This is a genomic window from Oceanicaulis sp. HTCC2633, from assembly GCF_000152745.1.
Classification (GTDB): Bacteria; Pseudomonadota; Alphaproteobacteria; order Caulobacterales; family Maricaulaceae; genus Oceanicaulis.
Window position 1 is genome coordinate 2558012 of sequence record NZ_CH672428.1, and the last position, 19615, is coordinate 2577626.

General features: G+C 63.9%; 25 protein-coding genes. 9 read left to right on the forward strand and 16 right to left on the reverse strand.

The features are described 5' to 3' along the window. Positions 1–37: 37 nt before the first annotated feature. Together OA2633_RS12120 and argH are read right to left on the reverse strand one after the other, a co-directional pair. On the reverse strand, positions 38–235 hold the full coding sequence (locus tag OA2633_RS12120) for a lipoprotein (protein ID WP_009802852.1): 198 nt from the start codon (positions 233–235) through the stop codon (positions 38–40). Further along, positions 232–1686, reverse strand: coding sequence for an argininosuccinate lyase (argH, locus tag OA2633_RS12125; protein WP_009802853.1), 1455 nt, complete (start codon positions 1684–1686; stop codon positions 232–234). The genes OA2633_RS12120 and argH overlap by 4 nt, the downstream gene beginning before the upstream one ends. 55 nt (positions 1687–1741) lie before the next feature. Here argH and OA2633_RS12130 point away from each other — a divergent pair, with 55 nt between their 5' ends. The 3 genes from OA2633_RS12130 to OA2633_RS12140 all read left to right on the forward strand — a co-directional run bounded on the left by OA2633_RS12130 (position 1742) and on the right by OA2633_RS12140 (position 3474). Further along, a complete protein-coding gene (locus OA2633_RS12130) occupies positions 1742–2335 on the forward strand; it encodes a TlpA disulfide reductase family protein (protein WP_009802854.1) in 594 nt (197 codons plus the stop codon). Positions 2336–2404: 69 nt separating this feature from the next. Beyond that, entirely contained in the window at positions 2405–2905 is a 501-nt protein-coding gene (locus OA2633_RS12135; protein ID WP_009802855.1) for a hypothetical protein, read from the forward strand. Beyond that, positions 2902–3474: a hypothetical protein gene (locus OA2633_RS12140; protein ID WP_156776239.1), complete on the forward strand. Its 573-nt coding sequence runs from the start codon at positions 2902–2904 to the stop codon at positions 3472–3474. The genes OA2633_RS12135 and OA2633_RS12140 overlap by 4 nt, the downstream gene beginning before the upstream one ends. On the opposite strand, the gene OA2633_RS12145 is transcribed toward OA2633_RS12140, so the two are convergent. Both OA2633_RS12145 and OA2633_RS12150 read right to left on the reverse strand, forming a co-directional pair. Further along, positions 3471–3710: a helix-turn-helix transcriptional regulator gene (locus OA2633_RS12145; RefSeq protein WP_040612690.1), complete on the reverse strand. Its 240-nt coding sequence runs from the start codon at positions 3708–3710 to the stop codon at positions 3471–3473. The genes OA2633_RS12140 and OA2633_RS12145 overlap by 4 nt on opposite strands. 6 nt (positions 3711–3716) lie before the next feature. After that, positions 3717–4226 carry a hypothetical protein gene (locus OA2633_RS12150; RefSeq protein WP_009802858.1) on the reverse strand — a complete coding sequence of 170 codons (510 nt, stop codon included), beginning with the start codon at positions 4224–4226 and terminating at the stop codon, positions 3717–3719. Between the two features lie 119 nt (positions 4227–4345). Here OA2633_RS12150 and OA2633_RS15545 point away from each other — a divergent pair, with 119 nt between their 5' ends. Next, positions 4346–5047 (forward strand): CPBP family intramembrane glutamic endopeptidase, encoded by a 702-nt coding sequence (locus OA2633_RS15545; RefSeq protein ID WP_009802859.1) that lies wholly within the window; start codon positions 4346–4348, stop codon positions 5045–5047. Between the two features lie 72 nt (positions 5048–5119). Here the strand turns inward: OA2633_RS15545 and OA2633_RS12160 are convergent, their stop codons facing one another. The 4 genes from OA2633_RS12160 to OA2633_RS12175 form a co-directional block, all read right to left on the reverse strand. After that, entirely contained in the window at positions 5120–6061 is a 942-nt protein-coding gene (locus OA2633_RS12160) for an electron transfer flavoprotein subunit alpha/FixB family protein (RefSeq protein WP_009802860.1), read from the reverse strand. A gap of 1 nt (position 6062) precedes the next feature. Continuing rightward, the gene (locus OA2633_RS12165; RefSeq protein WP_009802861.1) at positions 6063–6812 is read right to left on the reverse strand and encodes an electron transfer flavoprotein subunit beta/FixA family protein; all 750 of its coding nucleotides are present in this window, start codon (positions 6810–6812) and stop codon (positions 6063–6065) included. 293 nt (positions 6813–7105) lie between these two features. After that, positions 7106–7708, reverse strand: coding sequence for a YceI family protein (locus OA2633_RS12170; protein WP_009802862.1), 603 nt, complete (start codon positions 7706–7708; stop codon positions 7106–7108). A gap of 151 nt (positions 7709–7859) precedes the next feature. Then, the gene (locus OA2633_RS12175) at positions 7860–8435 is read right to left on the reverse strand and encodes a cob(I)yrinic acid a,c-diamide adenosyltransferase (protein WP_009802863.1); all 576 of its coding nucleotides are present in this window, start codon (positions 8433–8435) and stop codon (positions 7860–7862) included. 165 nt (positions 8436–8600) lie between these two features. Here OA2633_RS12175 and OA2633_RS12180 point away from each other — a divergent pair, with 165 nt between their 5' ends. Beyond that, positions 8601–9692, forward strand: a complete 1092-nt coding sequence (locus OA2633_RS12180) for a serine hydrolase (RefSeq protein ID WP_009802864.1) — start codon at positions 8601–8603, stop codon at positions 9690–9692. Here the strand turns inward: OA2633_RS12180 and OA2633_RS12185 are convergent. Beyond that, on the reverse strand, positions 9689–9895 hold the full coding sequence (locus OA2633_RS12185) for a twin transmembrane helix small protein (RefSeq protein WP_009802865.1): 207 nt from the start codon (positions 9893–9895) through the stop codon (positions 9689–9691). The two genes, OA2633_RS12180 and OA2633_RS12185, sit on opposite strands and share 4 nt — an antisense overlap. Before the next feature lie 220 nt (positions 9896–10115). Between OA2633_RS12185 and OA2633_RS12190 the strand changes: the two genes are divergently transcribed. Then, positions 10116–10715 carry a TetR/AcrR family transcriptional regulator gene (locus tag OA2633_RS12190; RefSeq protein ID WP_241760709.1) on the forward strand — a complete coding sequence of 200 codons (600 nt, stop codon included), beginning with the start codon at positions 10116–10118 and terminating at the stop codon, positions 10713–10715. Between the two features lie 3 nt (positions 10716–10718). Here the strand turns inward: OA2633_RS12190 and OA2633_RS12195 are convergent, their stop codons facing one another. Continuing rightward, on the reverse strand, positions 10719–11852 hold the full coding sequence (locus OA2633_RS12195) for an aromatic ring-hydroxylating dioxygenase subunit alpha (RefSeq protein ID WP_009802867.1): 1134 nt from the start codon (positions 11850–11852) through the stop codon (positions 10719–10721). Beyond that, positions 11849–12793: a DMT family transporter gene (locus OA2633_RS12200; RefSeq protein ID WP_009802868.1), complete on the reverse strand. Its 945-nt coding sequence runs from the start codon at positions 12791–12793 to the stop codon at positions 11849–11851. The genes OA2633_RS12195 and OA2633_RS12200 overlap by 4 nt, the downstream gene beginning before the upstream one ends. 200 nt (positions 12794–12993) lie before the next feature. On the opposite strand from OA2633_RS12200, the gene OA2633_RS12205 reads away from it, so the two are divergent. Further along, a complete protein-coding gene (locus OA2633_RS12205; protein ID WP_009802869.1) occupies positions 12994–14475 on the forward strand; it encodes a sodium/proline symporter in 1482 nt (493 codons plus the stop codon). Continuing rightward, complete coding sequence (locus OA2633_RS12210) at positions 14472–15011, forward strand: GNAT family N-acetyltransferase (protein WP_009802870.1); 540 nt, start codon at positions 14472–14474, stop codon at positions 15009–15011. The genes OA2633_RS12205 and OA2633_RS12210 overlap by 4 nt, the downstream gene beginning before the upstream one ends. Positions 15012–15221: 210 nt before the next feature. Here OA2633_RS12210 and OA2633_RS12215 read toward each other — a convergent pair whose 3' ends face one another. From OA2633_RS12215 to bfr, 4 genes are all read right to left on the reverse strand, one after another. Continuing rightward, a complete protein-coding gene (locus OA2633_RS12215; protein ID WP_009802871.1) occupies positions 15222–15767 on the reverse strand; it encodes a DUF3299 domain-containing protein in 546 nt (181 codons plus the stop codon). Positions 15768–15828: 61 nt separating this feature from the next. After that, a complete protein-coding gene (locus tag OA2633_RS12220; RefSeq protein ID WP_009802872.1) occupies positions 15829–16512 on the reverse strand; it encodes a DUF2796 domain-containing protein in 684 nt (227 codons plus the stop codon). Beyond that, positions 16512–17321 (reverse strand): ZIP family metal transporter, encoded by an 810-nt coding sequence (locus OA2633_RS12225; protein ID WP_009802873.1) that lies wholly within the window; start codon positions 17319–17321, stop codon positions 16512–16514. The genes OA2633_RS12220 and OA2633_RS12225 overlap by 1 nt, the downstream gene beginning before the upstream one ends. A 142-nt stretch (positions 17322–17463) precedes the next feature. Further along, positions 17464–17946 (reverse strand): bacterioferritin, encoded by a 483-nt coding sequence (gene bfr / locus OA2633_RS12230; RefSeq protein ID WP_009802874.1) that lies wholly within the window; start codon positions 17944–17946, stop codon positions 17464–17466. 203 nt (positions 17947–18149) lie between these two features. Between bfr and OA2633_RS12235 the strand changes: the two genes are divergently transcribed. Continuing rightward, positions 18150–19394 carry a hypothetical protein gene (locus tag OA2633_RS12235; RefSeq protein ID WP_009802875.1) on the forward strand — a complete coding sequence of 415 codons (1245 nt, stop codon included), beginning with the start codon at positions 18150–18152 and terminating at the stop codon, positions 19392–19394. 8 nt (positions 19395–19402) lie between these two features. Here OA2633_RS12235 and OA2633_RS12240 read toward each other — a convergent pair whose 3' ends face one another. Further along, positions 19403–19588, reverse strand: a complete 186-nt coding sequence (locus tag OA2633_RS12240) for a bacterioferritin-associated ferredoxin (protein WP_009802876.1) — start codon at positions 19586–19588, stop codon at positions 19403–19405. Between the last annotated feature and the right edge of the window lie 27 nt (positions 19589–19615).

Here is a 19615-nt window from a genome sequence, read left to right on the forward strand (position 1 = left end):
CTATACGCTCAGGACCGGCTTTGCACGGGGGAAAGCCCTAGCGGGTTTCACCGTTTGCAGTGGCCTCGGCTTGCGCCTCGGCGGGGGCGTCCTCGGTCTCATAGGCGCGCTCCTCATCGGTGCGCTCGTCCGGTCCCCAGAAGGGCGGGGGACGTTCGAGATCACCGCGAATGCCGCAGCCCGACAACACCATCGCCGCCGCGAATCCCAGAAAGGCGAGGGTCAGTTTCTTCATGCCGTCTCTCCATCGGCGTCTGCGTCAAACAGCTCCGCCTCAAACTCGAAATGCTCTTTCCAGGCCTGCACCTGTTCGCGGACGCGCACCGGTGCGGTGCCGCCATAGCTGGTGCGGCTCTCCATGGAGGCACGCGCGGAGAGCACCGTAAAGACCCGGTCGTCGATGCGCGGCTCGATGGCCTGATACTCGGCGAGCGGCAGGTCTTTCAGCGGCACGCCCCTGGCTTCGGCGGCCTTCACGGCGGAGCCTGACACATGGTGGGCGTCACGGAAGGGCATGTTCAGCTCGCGCACCAGCCAGTCCGCGAGGTCGGTGGCGTCGGAATAGGATTCCCCCGCCGCCGCTTCAAGCGTGTCCCGGTTGAAGCTGAGATCGGACGCCATGCCGGTCATCGCCGCGACCGCGAGCGCCAGGTCATCAAAGGCGTCGAAGACCATCTGCTTGTCTTCCTGCATGTCCTTGGAATAGGCGAGCGGCAGGCCCTTGCAGACAATGATCAGCCCCTGCAGCGCGCCGGAAATGCGGCCCGGCTTGGCGCGCACCAGCTCGGCGGCGTCGGGATTGCGCTTTTGCGGCATGATCGAGCTGCCCGTGGAGAAGGCGTCGGTCAGCTGGGCGAAGCGGAAGCGACCCGAAGTCCACAGGACGATCTCTTCTGCGAAACGCGACAGGTTCACCGCCGTAATCGCCGCCGCCGCCAGCGCTTCCAGCGCGAAGTCGCGCGAGGACACCGCGTCGAGCGAGTTCGCCATGGGCACGTCAAAGCCAAGGGCGTCCGCCGTCATTGAACGGTCGATCGGGAAGGCGGTGCCAGCTAGCGCGGCCGCGCCCAGAGGGCATTCATTCAGGCGGTCGCGCGCATCCAGCAGGCGGCCCCGGTCGCGCTCGGCGGCCTCGACCCAGCACAGAAGATGGTGGCCCAGCGAAATGGGCTGGGCGGTCTGAAGATGGGTGAAGCCCGGCATCACCCAGTCGGCATGGGCCTCGGCCTGTTTGACCAGCGCTTCCTGGTAGGCGCGCAGGCCCTTCGCCGCGTCATCCAGAGCGCCGCGCAGCCAGAGGCGGAAGTCCGTCACGACCTGGTCATTGCGTGAGCGGGCGGTGTGCAGGCGGCCGGCAGGGGCGCCGATCTTGTCCTTCAGCGCCGCCTCGATATTCATGTGCACGTCTTCAAGCTCGGGCTTCCACTCAAACTGGCCTGCGAGAATGTCATCGCGGATCGCGACAAGGCCCGAGGTGATCGCCTGCTCGTCCTCGCTTGAAATCACACCGCAGGCGGCCAACATCCGCGCATGGGCGAGGGAGCCGGCGATATCCTGTTCAAAAAGTCGTTGATCCACGCCCACGGACGCATTGATGGCTTGCATCACGGCGGAAGGTCCGGCGTTAAATCGGCCGCCCCAGATTCCGCTGGCCTGAGCGTTTTGGGGTTTTACATCTTCGGTCATGGGCGATGCGTCCTTGGGCGGGGTTCGCGAACGAACCGGTAGGAAAGAGGTCGAAATGAAAACGCCGACATTGAAAACGGGCATTATCGCGGTCGGCGGCATTGGCGCTTTGGCCATCCTATACGTCATTTTCAGTTCGTTTGTCAGTTCCACCCATGGCCCGCTCGACAGTTACGCCGTGGGGACAATGGCGAAATTCCGAACGGTCCCCGAGGCGCCGGACCAGCCGCAGAACACTCTTGTCACCGAAACGGGCGAGGAGCTGACGCTTGCGGACATGCGCGGCAAGATCGTGCTGGTGAATTTCTGGGCGACCTGGTGCGCGCCCTGCGTTGTGGAGATGCCGTATCTGGACGCGCTCCAGGGCCGGTATGGTTCGGACGCGTTCGAGGTCGTCACCATTTCCATGGATCGCCGGATCGAGGAGCCGCTCGCCTTTTTCGAAGAGTACGAGCTCGAGAACCTGAACTTCTATTTCGACCCCGGAATGAGCATCGCCTTTGGCGTGATGGGCAGCGCCAATCGCGGCCTGCCGCTGACCATCCTCTATGACCGCAATGGTCAGGAGATCGGGCGTCTGGCGGGCGAAGCGGAATGGGACAGCCCGGAAGCCCATGCGCTAATCGAAGCCGCGCTGGAGCGGTATTAACGCGCCTTCACTTGCCTTTAAGACCGGGAGCGGTCCCAATCAGGCTTTCAGTCTGGGGAGGACGCTGTCATGAAACATCTGATGATCTTTGGCGCGGGCTTGGCCGCATTGGGGCTTTCCGCGCCAGCCCTGGCGCAGGAAACGCCGGGCGAAGCCGTCGAGGCGCTCTATGACGTCATCTCGGGCCCGGTCGGCGAGGTGCGCGATTGGGACCGCTTCCGGGCGATGTTCCTTGAAGGCGCGCAGATGACGGTGCTGGCGCCGCAGCCCGATGGCGAGGACCGCGTCGTGACCCTCACTATCGAGGATTATGTCAGCCGCAATGCCGAGCGCCTGTCCGAAATGGGCTTCACCGAAGCCGAGACCCGGCGTCAGACCCATGTCTATGGCGGGCTCGCCACGGTCCTGAGCGCCTATGAAGCGACGCGCGCGGATACCGGCGAGACCTTCGCCGCGGGGGTCAACACCATCGTGCTGGCGCGGCAGGAGGGCGTGTGGAAAGTCGCCAGCCTCGCCTGGCGGTCGGAGACCGGGGACTGGCCGGTCGAGCGAGCGTTCGAGACTCAATGATGCACGCCCAAGATGTTGAGGCGGCTGAGGCTTTGTTTGAGCAGACCCAGAAGCAGTTTGGCGTTCTGGCCACACTTGGTTCCGCTTTGAACCTCGGCGCTCTGGCCGGCTTCAATCCCAGAACGCGAAGCCATCGCGTCAAGACGATGAGGCGCTCTGATCGCGCCATAAGGCTTGAGACGGGTCTTGCTGGCCTGGGGGCGGCCGGGCTGTCCTATTTCACGGGCCTGGCCGTTGTGAGCAAGGAGCAGGCCGAGGCCGCGTTCCGCTATACCGCAATCGTCAATTTCACCGCTCCCATTACGGTTCTCGTGATCTTCAACCAGATCCTCGAGGGCGGGATCATGGGCGCACTCGGGAGCGGTTCAGACCTCGAGGGCTGGGTGCTCAGCCTTCTGGCCGCCGCCTTTGTGGTGACCATGGTCGGGGTGGTGTCCTACGCCTATATCGGCGCTCAGATGGCGCGTGACGTCCTGCATCTGGCCCAGCTGGAGCAGGCGCGGCGCGGGAGTTTCAGTCCGGCTGGGCCAGAGGCGGAAGACGGAATGGTGGAGCCGCCCGATCTCTAGTCTTCGGGCGCGCGCTCAGACTCTTCAGACGGGCCGGGCACGTAATCAAGAATGTCGCCGGGTTTGCAGTCGAGATACTCGCACATCATCTCGAGATTCTTGAAGCGGATGCCCTTGAGCTTGCCGGACTTGAACAGGGACAGGCTGGTCTCGGTCAGGCCCAGATATTTGGCGAGGTCCTTGGACTTGACCTTCCGCTTGGCCAGCATGACGTCGAGATTGATCACTAGGGGCATGGGGTCTCACAAGAACTGGCGGTTTTCTTCGATCTCGGCCTGCGCAATGTCGAGCGCCCGGGACACCAGATAGATGATCAGGCTGATCACGATGGTGCTCAGATCCCGAAAGTCGAGCACCAGAGAGAGGGCTGGCAGACCGTTTGCCCGCATGACCGCGATCGTCTCGATCAGGCTGTCGCCCATAAATCCCGCCAGGGTGGCGATGACCAGAAGGACGGACAGTCGACGCAGGTCCTGCGCGCTCTGACGCCAGTTCTCGCCAATCGTCTCGAGCCGTTTGACGGTCAGATATCCCTGAAAGAGCGCGGCGACGAACAGCCCTCCGCTGGAGAGCGCGATCACATAGCCCAGAAGCCCTGCAGAGGAGGGCGCGCCCGGACCGCGTTCATCGAAGGTGATGAAGGGGATGTGCAGGCCCAGTCCGGCTTGCGCCAGGAGGCCGACAAGGCCCGCGACAGACAGACCGATCCAGAGCAATACGCCATAGCGGATCAAGAGGTAGGTATTTTTCATCCTATCCAACTTCCATTGACATAAATTTAAATGCGATTTAAAGAAATCGCTATCCGGCGAAAAGATGCGAGAAAACTCGCACAGCCGGTTGGTTGTGTCGAACAGAAAAGAGATCAGAGATGAACGGTCATCCCCGGCTGCTTGAAGCGGCCCTGAGCCTTGTCGCCGTGATCGGCGGATATTTCCTCCTGGGCTACGGCCTCAAGTTCAGCCTCGAGCAGGTCACGATCGGCGGATACGCCTTGTCCTGGAGCGTCTGGGCCTCGCTCCTGCTATCCATCGCTGTCATCGCCTATACGCGGTTTCGCGGGCGGCCCCTGTCCAGCCTAGGCGTATCGCGTCCGCGTTCGGTTCTGAAAGCGATCGTGACGGGCGTTCTTGGCGCCGTCCTGATTTTTGCGGGGGTGATGCTGTCCATTTCTCTGCTGGCGTCTGCGGGTCTGATAACCCCGCCTGACGCTGAACCTGTCATGCTGGTCGAGGGGCCGGACCTGGCCCTGAGTCTGACGCTGTCCATCGCCGTGATGTGGATCAACGCGGCCTTTGGCGAGGAATTGCTGTTTCGCGGTTTTCTGATGAACAGCCTGATGCGGGCTCTGGGCGACACCCGTCTTGCCGGGTTCGTCTCCGCTGCGGGGATCGCGCTCGCCTTTGGCGCCATGCACATCCCGTCTCAGGGGCTGTACGGACTCGCGGTGACCGGCGTAGTCGGTTTCCTGATGGGATTGCTGTTTCTCTTCGGGAAGAGAAATCTGATGCCGGTTGTCATCGCGCATGGCGTCATCAACACGACAAGCATGATCATGCTGGCGACCGCCTAGGCGCAGCTTGGGAACACAAAAAACCCCGGAAGCACGGCTTCCGGGGTTTTTCTTGGGTCTGTCGGAAGCGGCCTAGTAGCCCGCTTTCTCAAGCTCGGCTTCAAACGCCGGGACAGCGTCGAACAGGTCTGCGACCAAGCCGTAATCGGCGACGGAGAAGATCGGGGCTTCCTCGTCCTTGTTGATCGCGACGATGACCTTGGAGTCCTTCATGCCCGCCAGGTGCTGGATCGCGCCGGAAATGCCGACGGCGATGTACAGTTCCGGGGCGACCACCTTGCCGGTCTGGCCGACCTGATAGTCGTTCGGCACGAAGCCCGCATCGACCGCGGCGCGCGAGGCGCCCACAGCGGCGTTGAGCTTGTCGGCGACCTTTTCAAGGATGGCGAAGTTCTCGCCATTGCCCATGCCGCGGCCGCCGGAGATGACGATCTTGGCCTGGGTCAGTTCCGGACGGTCCGATTTCGAGAGCTCTTCGGAGACGAACTCGGAGTTCGCGCTCGGCACCGGAGCGTCGATCGTGTCCACGGAGGCCGAACCGCCGTCACCCGCCTTCTCGAAGGTGGTCGGACGCACGGTGATGACCTTCTTGGCGTCGTTGGATTTGACAGTCAGCATCGCATTGCCCGCATAGATCGGGCGCACGAAGGTGTCCGCGCTTTCAACAGCCGTGATGTCGGAAATCAGCATGACGTCGAGCTTGGCGGCGACGCGCGGCATGAAGTTCTTACCCACGGTCGTGGCCGGGGAGAGAATGGCGTCGTAATCGCCCGCGATGGAGACCACGAGGGCTTCCATGGCTTCAGCCAGCTTCTTCTCGAGCGTGTCGGAATCGGCGTGCAGGACTTTCGCAACGCCGTCGAGCTTGCCGGCGGCTTCGGCCACCGCGCCCGCGCCCTTGCCGGCGACCAGCACGTGAATGTCGCCGCCGATCTTGGAAGCGGCGGTCACGGCGGCGCGGGTGGCGTCGTTCAGTTCCGCGTTGTCGTGTTCAGCAATAACGAGAACAGTCATCTTAGATCACCCCCGCTTCGTTCTTCAGCTTGTCGACCAGCTCGGCCACGGTCTCGACCTTGACGCCGGCTTCACGCTTGGGCGGCTCGGAGACCTTCACGACTTCAAGACGCGGGCTGATGTCCACGCCGTAATCGTCCGGGGTCTTGGCGTCGATCGGCTTGCGCTTGGCCTTCATGATGTTCGGCAGAGACGCATAGCGCGGCTCGTTCAGGCGCAGGTCGGTGGTGACGATGGCCGGGGACGGGATGGCGAGGGTCTGCAGACCGCCGTCGATCTCGCGGGTCACCTTGAAGCCGGAATCGGTCTTCTCGACTTCGGAGGCGAAGGTGGCTTGCGGCCAGCCCATCAGGGCGGCGAGCATCTGACCGGTCGCGTTGGAATCGTCGTCGATCGCCTGCTTGCCCAGAAGCACAAGCTCGGGGGATTCGGCCTCGACCACGCCCTTGAGGATCTTGGCGACGCCCAGCGGCTCGACCGTTTCATCCGTGGTGACGTGAATGCCGCGATCCGCGCCCATGGCGAGGGCGGTGCGGATGGTTTCCTGAGCCTGGGCCGGGCCGATGGAGACCACGACGATCTCTTCGGCGATGCCTTTTTCCTTCAGGCGGATCGCTTCTTCGACAGCGATTTCGCAGAAGGGGTTCATGCTCATCTTGACGTTGGCCAGGTCGACCCCGCTCTGATCCGGTTTGACGCGGACCTTCACGTTGTAGTCGACCACCCGTTTGACGGGGACGAGGATCTTCATCGACGGCTCCGGTTGCTACTCGTTGGAACTCTTCGGTGCGACGGAGCTGGCGCTCCCGTGAACTCGCACCGACTTTGGTCAGGCTTGAACTTAGGGGCGGAAACTGCCCTTGCCACCCCCATAAGTCAACGCGCCATGCCTGAAGGTCCGGACATGGCGCTGCGGTGCAGCAGTCCGGGCGTGAGAGCCCGCCATATGCAGATGTGCAAACGCACAGACAAACGGCCGGTTCCTGTCGAGCAGGACCGGCCGTCAATCATCGTCAGTGGCGCAGGCGAGCCTGCGCGAGACGCTTACTCGCTGACGAGAGTCAGCTCGGTGTTGATCTCGATGCGCACCTCGTCGGAAACCGCCGGCGCGGCATAGCCCAGACCCCATTGCGAGCGCAGGATCTCGCCCGTGGCCGTGAAGCCGGCGGTCGGCGTGCCCGACATCGGGTTCGGTGCGCGCTGGTTCAGCGTGACGTCGAGGGTCACCGGGTGGGTCTGGCCCAGCAGGGTCAGGTCGCCGGTCATCTGGCCGGTCTCGCCATCCTCGGTTTCAAAACCGGTCGCGACAAAGCGCGCGGTCGGATACTCGGAGATGTTGAACAGGTCCGGCGAGCTGAGATGGCCCACGAAGCGGTCCTGATCGGCGCCGACCCAGAAGCCGTCTTCCAGATTGAAGGTCACATCGACGGTGGAGTTTTCCGGCTCCTCGAAGTCGAGCATCAGAACACCGTCGAAATCGGTGAACTGGATGGCCTGGTGGGAGAAGCCCAGATGGGTCCAGGTGGCGCGAATGGCGGTGTGGGTCTTGTCGAACTGGTACTCGGCCGGATCGGCGAAAGCGGTCGGGGCGAGGGTGGCGGCGCCCAGGAAGGCGGCCAGCGAGGCGGCGGCGTAAGCGGTCTTCATTGTGCTCTGTCCCTTTTATTGAACGGCAGACTGCGGCCACAAGCCGCACGCCGTTACATAGGGAGGGGCGCCCCGATTTCGCTACCCATGCCGCGCGAATTTCGTTGTTTCCGAATTGGAAAAGGCTTCACGCCTGCGTGAGCGAGGGGGGCTAGCGGTTCGCGCCCGGGATCCATTTCACATCGCGCGCGCCGGCCTCATTGGCGATGCGCGCGGCCACGAACAGATAATCGGATACTCGGTTGAGATAGGTGATGACCGGCGCGCCCACCACACCGCCGCGGCTTGCGAGCTCCACGGTGCGGCGTTCCGCGCGCCGGGCGATGGTGCGCGCCAGGTGCAGGCGAGCGGAGAGTTCCGAGCCGCCCGGCAGGATGAAGCTGTCGAGCGGTTCCAGATTCTCATTGTGCGCGTCGATGCGGGTTTCCAGCCAATCGGTCTGCCCCGGCGTCATGCGCAAGGGCTCCCAGTCGAGTTTCTCGCCCTTATCCGGCACGCACAGATCCGCCCCCAGATCGAACAGGTCATTCTGGATGCGGGTCAGCTCGGCCGTGAGCGGATGATCGTCGCCCGCTTCCGAGGCGGCGAGGCCGAGTGCGGCGTTCAGCTCGTCGACAGCGCCATAGGCCTCGACCCGCAGATCGAACTTGTCGGTTTCGCTCATATCGCCGAGCCGGGTGCGTCCCGTGTCGCCGGTGCGGGTGTAGATTTTCGTGAGACGGACCATGTGGCGAGCTCCCTGAACAGGCTGTGCACGCTATCGGGCCGGAGAGGGCGGGGCAATGGCGCGAGATGCGTGGGACAGATCGCTTTTAGGCGATGCTTGACGACGAAAGATGAGGCTGCCATGCCTGAGAGGAGTTACCTTTGCGTAACATCGGGGAGTGCGAAGATGAAAGGTCTGATGAGCATTCTGGCGATCGCCCTCCTGTGCGTGTCGCCTGCACAGGCCCGGCAGGCCTTGCAGACGGAAGCCGAGGCGCTTTTGTCTCGAAGCGGCGCGCCGGCGGCCGGCGTCGCGCGCGTGACCCGATCCGGTGACCGCGCCGTCGCCGTTGCAGGCGTGCGCGCCCTGGAAGAGACCATGCCGGTGCAACCCGGTGATCTGTGGCATCTGGGGTCGAATACCAAGGCGATGACCGCCACGCTGGCGGCCCGTTTGGTGGAAGCCGGGCGGATCGACTGGGACACCTCGCTGGCTGAAGGCCTCTCTGGGGTGGGGATGGACCCCGCCTACGCGTCCGTAACCCTTGCGGACCTCCTGCATCACCGGTCCGGCCTGCCCGCCAATCTGGGCCGTCTGTCCGTGTTTCACTTTCTTGGAACCGATGAAAGCCGGGATGTGGCGGCGGACCGCGTGCGTTTTGCTGAAATCGTGCTCAATCAGCCTCCCGCCACCGAACGGGGGGCGTTTCTGTACTCCAATGCCGGATATGTCATTGCCGCCCTCATGCTCGAACAGGCGGCGGATCGCCCGTATGAAGCGCTGATGGAGGATGAGGTGTTCACGCCGCTGGGCATGGACAGCGCGGGCTGGGGCCCGCCTGGCGAGGTCGGCGCGCTTGATCAGCCCCGAGGGCACGCCGCGGGACTGTTTGGCGGTCTGGCTGCGCGTGAACCGGATGAACGGGCCGACAATCCGGCCGTGCTCAACTCGGCGGGCTGGGCGCATATGGCTCTCGATGATGTGCTCGATTTCCTGCAGGCCCATCTGGCGGCCGAGGATGGCCCTTATCTCAGCGCCGAGAGCTGGGCGCGTCTTCACGCCCCTGTGGGCGAAGAGGCCTACGCCATGGGCTGGGGCGTGACGCCAGACGGACGTCTGGGGCATTCAGGCTCGAACACCATGTGGATGATCCGCGCGCAAATCGATCCGGAGCGCGGCATGGCCGCCGCGGCCGTGGTCAATGAGGGTCGGATCAGTCAGCTCGCACCGGTTCTGGGCGAAAGTCTCGATCATCTGCTCGAGACAGGAGCGGACTAGGCCGCCAGATGGCTCTTCAGCCAGAAGCCGGCCACGAGCACCAGTATGGCGACGAATTGCAGCACCACGCGGGCCCGCATCAGCTTGTTGGACCAGGACCGGCCGAAGTCCCCGCCCTTGAACAGGGAGAAGACCCCCAGGCAGAGGACGACGAAGACAATCGCCAGCAGGATGTACAGAAGAATATCGACGAGTGTGATCATGGCGCTGATGTAGGCCGGAACACAAAAACTGGCAATGGCGTCGGGGATGCGGCAAACTTGAAAATGTTTCTACTTCTGCGTTTGCGGCAGGCAAGTTCGCGCAAAACGGGCAAAATCGCCCGGCTGCCTGTTCAAGCGCCCGGAAAGACTCCATAGTGCGCGAATCGCTGAGTACATTCATTTAAGGGCCTGATCTATGCGTGATCTTGCTGGAGGGCGCGTGACCCGTCGCGATATGCGGCGTGAAGCGACAAAAGCCGCTGTTCTTGAGGCGGCCGAAAAGGTTTTTCTGTCTCAGGGCTATGAAGGCGCGACCATCAAGGCCATTGCTGACGAGGCGGGCGTCTCGCCCGGAACCGTTCTGAACGCCGAGCCGTCCAAGGCGGCGCTGCTCATGGCGATCCTCAGCAATGAAGTCGAGATGATCGCGGAATCCGTCGAACAGATGGAAGCCGCCCTGTCCGGAAATCTGGCCGACCGCATCATCGCCTTGCTGCAGATCATGCTGGAAGGTCAGTCGCGCAACAGCGAGCTGTTCGCCGCCGCCGTGGGGCACAGCTGGATGGTGGCGGATCCCACCTATCAGGCGGCCTTTGACCAGATGGAACTGGCCTGGCGTCCCATCCGCCGTGTCGTGGAGACCGGGATCTCCGAAGGCGAGCTGCGGCGGGATGTGGATGTGGACACATTGATCGCGGTGCTGAGCGATCTGTTCCTGGGCGCCATGCGCGCGGCGCGACGCAGCGAATTCGAGGAACGCCCGATCGTGTCGCTGGAAGCGCGGGTGCGCGTGGTCATCGAAGGCATGCTGGCGCGCTAGGCGTCAGGTCCGCCAACGCAAGACAGCGGGTTTGACCGGGTTCTTGAAGGCCCGGCCTTCCGCCTTTGCGCTCATCCATTCACGCTTGAGGCGGCGATACCAGACCATCAGGGTGTCGGCGTCCGGAATCTGCATGAGCGGCGGATTGTAGGACAGGCCCTCGCCCTGCAGCTTCATGATGCGGGCATCCTGCTCAAGGAAGGCGTGGGTGAAGGGACGGGCGATCAGCTTGACGAGATTCAGGATCGGCACGTCCCAGTACATGATCTCACGGATTTCACACAGGTTCTCGTCAATCGGCGTGATCGCGGCAAGGCCGAGAAAGCCGTATTTCTCATTGCGGATGGATTCCGCGCGCAGGCCCGGCAGCAGGAACTGGATCTCCACCCGGATCTCGCCGCCAATGATGTTGTAGATGTAGGAATTGACCGGCTTGTGGGAGAGCATGGTGAAGCCCATCTCGCTGGGCGCGTAATGCTTCTCCTTTTCCTTGAGCGTCTTCGAGCTGCGCCAGAGCGGGCTCTTGTGCACGAACGGCGTGTGGGCCGGGTCCAGCAGCCCGATCACGGCGTGGTCCTGATGGCAGGCGAGTTCTGCGCGCTGGACGAATTTCACTTTCGCTTCGGTCTGGCCCTTGTGCAGCACCATGTTCTCGAACCGGGGCGGCGCGCTGTCGGGTTCGCCCGCAGGGTCGGTGGGCATGTAGATCCAGATCAGCCCGTCCTGTTCGGCCAGCGCGTACTTGCGCACCCGGATCTTCTCGAGATCAAAGGGCTGCCCCTCCACGAGCGATGGAATATGCGCGCATCCGCCGTCGGGGCGGAACCGCCAGCCATGGTAGGGACATTCCACCGTCTTGCCGCCATCGGGTTCGTCCAGCATCTGTCCGGCGGACAGCGGCACGGCCCGGTGCGGGCAGAGGTCCCGCAGGGCAAACGGTTCGCCCTTGCCATCGCGCCCCATCACGATGGGCTCGCCCAGAAACTTCTTCTTGTAGAGCTTGCCCGCTCTGAGCTCGTCCGCCGTCATCGCCACATACCAGATGTCGCGGATCAGCGGGCCGCCCAGGGCGCGAAAGGGATCGTCGCCGGGTTTCGGAGCAGAGGAAGCGGAGGCGGGAGCAGTCGTGTCGGTCATGGGTCGGGTTTAACCGCGCCCGAGCCCGGGGTCGAGACTTGAACGCCTGCGCGTTGTGCGGCGTAAACGCCGATCAGGACGAAGGCGGCCCCGGCCCATTGCAGGGGCGTGAAGGCCTCTCCGAACAGGATCCAGCCGACAAGGGCGGAGACGACCGGCTGGATCAGGATGATCAGGGTGGCGAGTGCGGCCGGAGTATGACCCAGTCCGTAGGCGACGCCGCCCTGTCCGCCCACATGGACAATCAGCGCCAGAGCCAGCAAGGGCCACCAGTCCGAAGGCTCTGGCGGCAAGAGCGGTTCGTTGAACCCCAGTGCGATCAGCAGCGCGATCGGCGCGCCGACAAAGGCTGACCAAAACATCACCTCGACCGTGGCGGCGCCGGCCCGTCGGGCCGCGCGGATGCTCAACAGATAGCCGGTGTACCAGACCGCTGTGAGCGCCGAGAGGATGTCGCCGCTGACCCGTTCGGGCGCGAACCGGACATTGCCGGCGGCCAGACAGACCGCGCCCAGGATGGCGAGAGCGCCCGCCAGCACCATGCCGCGCGTGGGCCTTTCCTGAAACAGGAACCAGGCGGCGATCGCCACGAGAATGGGCGTCAGATTGGCCAGGAGCGTGGCGTTGGCGGCGGTCGTGATCTTGATGCCGGCATGCCAGAAGGCGAGATCGCCGGCGAAGAACACGCCCGCCAGCGCCAGCGCTTTCCACCCCGGTGGCCGCAGAATGAAGGGGCGGCCGGCGCGGCGTTGCTTGCGCAGGCCATGGATCAGCGCCAGGGCGAGCAGGGGCAGACCGAGCGAGAGCCGCCAGAAGGCGATCGCCTGAGGACCGAGGTCTGACGCTTTGACCAGGATGGACGCGAATCCCAGAACAACCGCGCTGACGGCCAGGACCGCAACGCCCGGAATCGGCGTCCGGGAAGAGGAGGATGCGGTCATGGGCCTGCCTGCGCTGCGATCAGAGAGTGAACCGCATCATTTGCAGATCGGTAACCGGTGCTGTCCACCGTCATTTCTGTGTTGAAGATATTCTGTTGCAGCCGGGTGCGTCCGGACCGGGCGTGTCGGTTTTCTGGAAAAAGACCCTGCCCTTGCTCTCTGATTTTGCTTACGCTCTCACCCAGTCATGGGGAGAGAGAATGGACGATTTGGGCGCCACCGCCGGCATCGTGCTGATTACGCTTATCGCCTACAAGCTGGGCCTGATCCTGATCGGGGTTCTGGCGGCGCGATTCACCCGCGATGAAACCGACTTCTTTCTCGGCGGCCGGAATATGGGGCCGTGGGTGGCGGGGCTGTCCTACGCCGCCTCCACCTCTTCGGCCTGGGTGCTGCTGGGCTATACGGGATTTGTCTATGATCAGGGGGTGTCCGCCCTGTGGATGGTCCCTGGAATTCTGGGCGCCTATGCCGTGATCTGGTTGTTCTTCGGCCCCCGGCTACGCGCGGAATCCGCCGAAGAAGGCCATATCACCTCCTCCGATTTCATTGCGGCGCGTGCGGGTCGCTGGAAGGGGTGGGTTCGGGGCGTCGCCGGGCTGCTCGTCCTCTTTACCTTCATGGTCTACATCGCGGCCCAGTTCGGCGCTGCGGCGGTGGCGTTTGAAAGCCAGTTCCGTCTCACCCATTGGGAAGGCGTGCTGCTGGGCGCCTGGGTGATCCTGATCTACGCGCTCATGGGCGGGTTCTGGGCGGTTTCACTGACCGATACGCTGCAGGCCGGCGTCATGGCCCTGATTTCGGTGGCGCTGCCGCTTCTGGCGCTTCTCAGCGCCGGCGGGGTCGGCGGCGTGATGGAGACGCTGTCGACCACCATGCCGGCCGCCTATCTCGATCCGATGGGCGGCCGCGGGCTGTTCGCCTTTCTCGGTTTCGCCTTCGGCATCGCCTCCATCGGGCTGGGCGCGCTGGGGCAACCGCATCTATTGGCGCGGCTCATGGCGGTCCGGGACGAGAACGCCCGGGTCCGGGGCTTCACCATCGCGATCGGATGGGGCGTCATTGTCCATCTGGGCATGGCGGTTCTGGCGCTGTCCGGGCGCGCGCTGATCATGGATGCGCCGGATGGCGAAGCGCTGATGTATGACATCGCCGACCGCGTCCTGCCGGCGATCCTTGCCGGCATCGTGATCGCCGCCGTCCTGTCGGCGGTGATGAGTACGGTGGACTCGCTGCTGATCGCGGCTTCGGCGGCGGCGGTGAATGATCTCGGTCTCGACAAGCGTTTCGCCGGCCGGGAAATGCTGGTCAGCCGACTGACCATGGCGGCCCTGTGCGTGTTCGCCGTCACCCTGACCCTCAGCCTGCCGGCCTCGATCTTTGACCGGGTTCTGTTTTCCTGGTCCGCGCTGGGCGCGGCGTTCGGCCCCGTGATCGTGGCCCGGGTGTGCGGGGTCGAATCCCGGGGGCTCGCCATTCTGGGCGCGATCCTCACCGGCTTCACGCTGACCGTGGTCTTCTATGTCTTCGGCCAGGTGGATGGCCAGGCGATGGGCGGTCTGGGGGCCATGCTCTCCTCGCTCGCAGGCGTCGCGGGCGATCCGTTCGAGCGGATCTTCCCCTGGCTCGCGCCGCTGGCTCTGCTGTTCGGTTTCCGCCAGCCTGCGCGCCAGTCGGCATGAGCGGTCGTCCCTGTCCCACGCTTAACACCGAGCGCCTGATCCTGAGAGAGACGCGGCTGGAGGATTTCGAGCCGAGCGTGGCGCTGTGGTCGGATGAAGCCGTGGTGCGCCATATCTCCGGCTCCGCCTCCAGCCGGAGCGAGAGCTGGGGGCGTTTGCTGCGGTTTCCCGGTCTCTGGTCGCTGCTGGGCTATGGCTATTGGACTGTGATCGAGCGTGAGAGCGGACGCTTTGTCGGACAGGCCGGTCTGGCCGATTTCAAGCGCGAGATGACCCCGTCCATCGAAGGCGTGCCGGAAGCCGGTTACGTCTTTTCTCCGGACTGTCACGGCAAGGGATATGCGACCGAAGCCATGCGCGCCGTGATGGCGTGGTCCGATGAAGCGCTGCAGGCGGCGCGGTGCTGCGCCATCATCAATCCGGACAATCGCGCTTCGATCCGGGTGGCTGAAAAGCTGGGCTTTTCATTGTCGGAGCCGGCGGAGTTTGCGGGCCGGAACGTCACCCTGTTCTGGCGTGATCGCGTTTCAGCCTGAAGGAAAGGGGTGGGACTCGCCTCGCGGTCGCGCAGGCCTCGATCGCCCCCCTCTGACGATACTGTGCCGCGCTGATACACACAGGGCGAGCCCCAAGCTGCCACACGCAAAGAGCGTGCAGTTCAGCCTTTGCACCTTCGTGGATGTCTGTGGCCGCAACCGAGCGAACTGGCGCCGAAAATGGGACTCACGCAGACGTGAGCGCCTAGCCTAGCTCTCGTAAGGCTGGATCTCGATCAGTTCGAGCGTGTAGGCCGTGTCGCCCAGATCGTTGTCGTGGCGATCGGTATGCATCACGCCTTTGACATAGACCGGGTCCCAAAGGCCCTGGATCTGGATCGGTGTTTCAGCATGTACGTACACGAGCTGGTTCGGCGGGGGCGGCGGCACGTGGATGCATGCGCCGACATAGGGCACCAGCAGGAAGCGACTGATCTCGCGTGAGCCGGTGAAGTCGAACGGCAGCACATAGCCGCCCATACGCACGACCTGTCCGTCCAGCGCGTCCACCGTATTGAAGGTCTGCACCTGCGGCATCCGCTCGACGCCGAAATGGTCCATGCCGTTCTGGACCGCCTGCATCTGCTGCAGCTGGGCGATCCGTTCGGCCTCGCCCTCGGGCAGCAGGTCGGCCCAGGACAGATCCAGGAATTCAGGGGTGGACTGCGCCTCGGCGCGGTCAGCGGCGAAAGCCTCCGGCGCGCCGGTCAGCGCGCTGAAAGCCAGAAGGGCGGAAAGCAGTGTGGTGCGCATCATGCCGGCAAAATGCGCTTCCGGACGCGGAAGCGCAAGTTACCAGCGTGAAAACTTCCAGTTCCTAGTCCAGCGTCAGCACCGGACGGGCCGGGGTGAGGTCCCGGGCGGCCGCCCGCGCACCGTCGAAATACTGCACTTCCAGCGTTTCAAATTGCGGGAATGCGGCAAAGAGGCCCGAGAGGTCGACCTCTAACAGGCGGGCCGGGCGAGCGCATTCGAACGTCCAGCTCACCACCACATCGGCATGGCCGAGACCGGCGTCCTCGTCATGCGCATGGGTGTGCTCACCCTCGCCATGGTCGTGCGTCGCTTCGTGATGGTGGTCCTCATTGTGATGATGGTCCTGGTCATCATGATCCGCATCGTGGTGATCGCCGTGCTCGTGCTCGTGCTCGTGCTCGTGCTCGTGGTCATGGTCAGCCGCCACATCGGGACCGCCGCCGACCTGCGTGCCGGTCAGCGTGCAATTGGCGGCGCCGGACAGGGCGATCATGGACGCGCCGGACAGCGTGCGCGCGGCCTCGCTGACCACGGCGCGATCGGCCGCCGTCTCGGGGGCGTGCTCGAACACATAGAGATTGTAAGCCGGCGTCGTCAGTTCAGCGAGCACCGCGCCGTCGCTATCGGCCGCGACAGCCAGCTGGGCGGCGCCGTGAACATGAGCGCCCAGCTGGCGCATGCCGTCCTGTGCAAGGGCCGGCGAAGACAGCAGGCAGGCGGTGAGGCAGGCGAGGCCAAGACGCATCAGAGATCTCCAGAGGTGTCGGTCAATCGAAAGTCAGGCATGTCGGCGCCGCCATGTCCATGCTGATCATGATCATGGCGTTCGCCATGGGCGAGCGTCATCACGGCGGCGACCGCGGTTCCGGCGAAGACCGCGCCCAGACCACGCAGCCAGCCGGCCTGGACGGTTTCACCCAGAAGGTGAGAGGCGCCCACCTGTAACAGCAGGCCAGCAACCACGGCGAACAGGGCGCCCAGAAGGCTGGGATCCACGCTCAGCGCAAACGGGCCGGAGATAATGGCGGACACCAGGGTGGTCGCGCCTGCGGCGAGGAACGCCAGGAGGGTCGCCGAGCGGTCCGTGAAGCCGCCGCGCTGCAACAGCAGGAAGCAGATCAGCGTCTCGGGCATTTCATGCAGGATCAGGCCGGTCGCCGTGCTGATCGCGGTGAACGGATCAATCGCCGCCGTGACGGCGTAGACCGTGCCGTCGAGCGAGGAGTGCACGGCGATGGCGAGCACCGGCGCCAGGGCGCGAAGCCGACTGGCGCCGCCCCGGGTCTGCATGGTCGTCCCCACCAGCACATGCAGGATCAGCCCAAAGCCGAACCCGACCAGCACCAGCCAGCCTGCATGGGGGTGCAAGGACAGCGCTTCGGGGATCAGCTTCACCAGCGCCAGAGTCACCACCACGCCGCCCGAGAAAGCGGCGAAGAGCGGGGCGTTCTCACGCGTGAAGGACCGGGCGCGATGTACGAGCACCAGCGCCGCGGCGCAGACCAGCGCAGCCGTCATCCCAAGGCCGAGGGTGAGGAGATAGGCGGCAGACACGGAAGCGGCAAACCTGAGCGAGTGTTATAATGTTTCACTCAGATAGCCGTTCCGCCTGTCGCCCGCAAGGGCGCAACTCTGCGCCGCATGCAAAACGCCGCCTCGGAAGGCGGCGTTCTGGAAGGCCGGAGACGGATTGGCGTCAGCTCATCTCGCCGGGCGAAAGCTGGCTCTGCATGTAGCGTTCCTCGCCGATCTTCTCGATCACGCTCAGCTGGGTCTCGAGATAATCGATGTGCTCTTCCTCAGATTTCAGGATCTCGTCAAAGAGCTGGCGGGAGACGTAATCGCCCACCTGTTCGCAATAGGCGATCGCGTCCTTGTAGACCGGGTGGGCGCGGCGTTCGGCCTCGAGATCGCATTCGAGGCATTCCTTAAGGGTCTCGCCGATCAGCACCTTGCCCAGATCCTGCACATTGGGCAGGCCTTCAAGGAAGAGGATGCGCTCGATCAGGGCATCCGCGTGCTTCATCTCGTCGATGGATTCCTCGTACTCGATCTTGGCGATCTTGGCGAAGCCCCAGTCGCGGAACATGCGCGCATGAAGGAAGTACTGGTTGACCGTGGTCAGCTCCAGCTTGAGCGCCTTGTTCAGGTGCTCGATGACTTTGGGATCGCCCTTCAAGGTCGCCTCCATCTGATTTTCGCCACGTCGCAAGGCTAACGCGTTTTGTCAGTGAGGGAAGGGCTTTAGGCCGTTTTTCTTCGTCACTGAAACTGAGTTGCAGAGGTCTGGCTGACTCAGGAATTCTTCACTTTCAGAGCGCACGCTTCTGCTCTGTGATGGCCTAGCCTGCAGACCGGACTGTCTGGAGCGAAAGGACAGCAATGCCGAGGCCTGCCGAGATCCTCGCCTCAATCCGCGATCAGCTTCGCGGCTCCAAAAGCGTGGCGCTGGGCCAGTTCCAGATCATCAATCTGGATCTGATCAAGACTGTGGCCGGTGATCGCTGGGACGAACTCAAACAGAAGATCTTCGATGTCAGCGAGGCCTTCATCGCCCATCGCCTGCACGCCAGTGATGCTCTGTTCCGCTGTGACGAGGGCTTCCTGGTTGTGTTTGCGACGGACCGGGCGGATGTCGCAGAAGCGCAGGCGACCTGGATCTCCAATGACCTCAACCGCTTCTATGTGGGGGATGAGGTGTTTCGCAAGCTCAAGGTCCGCTCAAGAGCCTTGCGGCTGGATCAGTCCGAGCTGGCGGCCTTCTTCGCGGCCCAGGGCGTGAGCGCCAAAGAGGAATCGCGCGCCGGTGAGGAACGGGTCAAGCCGGAAGAGACCCGGTATCAGCCTGAAACCCTGCGCACCCGGGTGGCCTATGAGCCGGTCTATGACATCACGCGTCAGGCGCTGGTCTCCTCATTCTGCCTGCCTGTGCGCAATGTGGCCGGCGTGCTTCATTTCGGGCACCGCCACGAATACCCGTTCGAAGCGCATGTGACGGCCAAGCGGGATTTCGATGTCCAGATGCTGGTGCTGGATGCGTTGGAAGCCAGCTGGATCAAGGGGCATGCGGCTGCGGTCTGTTTGACGCCGCACTATCGCACCCTGATCGACCCCCATGACCGGCAGGAGTATTTCGCCCGGCTCAAAGCCCTGCCCGAGCACCTGCACAAGGCGGTGACGATCCGGATAGACGGCACGCCGGATGGAGCGCCCATGGGGCGTTTGCAGGAAATCACGGGCACGCTGCGCACCCTGAAAATCAAATTCCTGGTGCATTGCCACGCGCTCGAGTTTGAAATCGAACGCTATGAAGACTGCGGGGTGCAGGCCTTTGGCGGCGCCTTGAAGGATTTGACCCGGGGCTCGCCGATGGGTGAGGAGCTCCAGACCGAGCTGGCCCGTTTCGTTGGACGGGCGGCGCGAATGGGGGCGGATGTGTATGCCGCGGCAGTTGCTCGGCAGACGAGTTTCGCGGTTCTCAGGGAGCTGGGCGTGCGCTGGTTCAGCGGCCCGTTCGTTGCGCCCCTGCTCAGCAGATTGCCGCTAGTGCAGCCCTTGTCCGTCGCCGAGCTGGCCGGGCGGTCCGATAATCTGGATCGGCAGGAAACGCCCTTGCCGGCGGAATAGGGCGAGGCTCAGGCGGCCGCGCCGGCGGCCTCGGACCGGTCATGACCCATGACGCGGGCCGCTTCCTCAAAGCACCGGCCGCAACGCGGTTTCGCGCCACAGGCCTTGAACGCGCTCGGCACGTCGCCAGCGCCATTCTTGGCGGCGTCCTTGAACTGGGCGCATTTCAGGGCGTTGCACAGGCAGACATACATGGCCGGGTCCGTTGAGCGATGCGACAG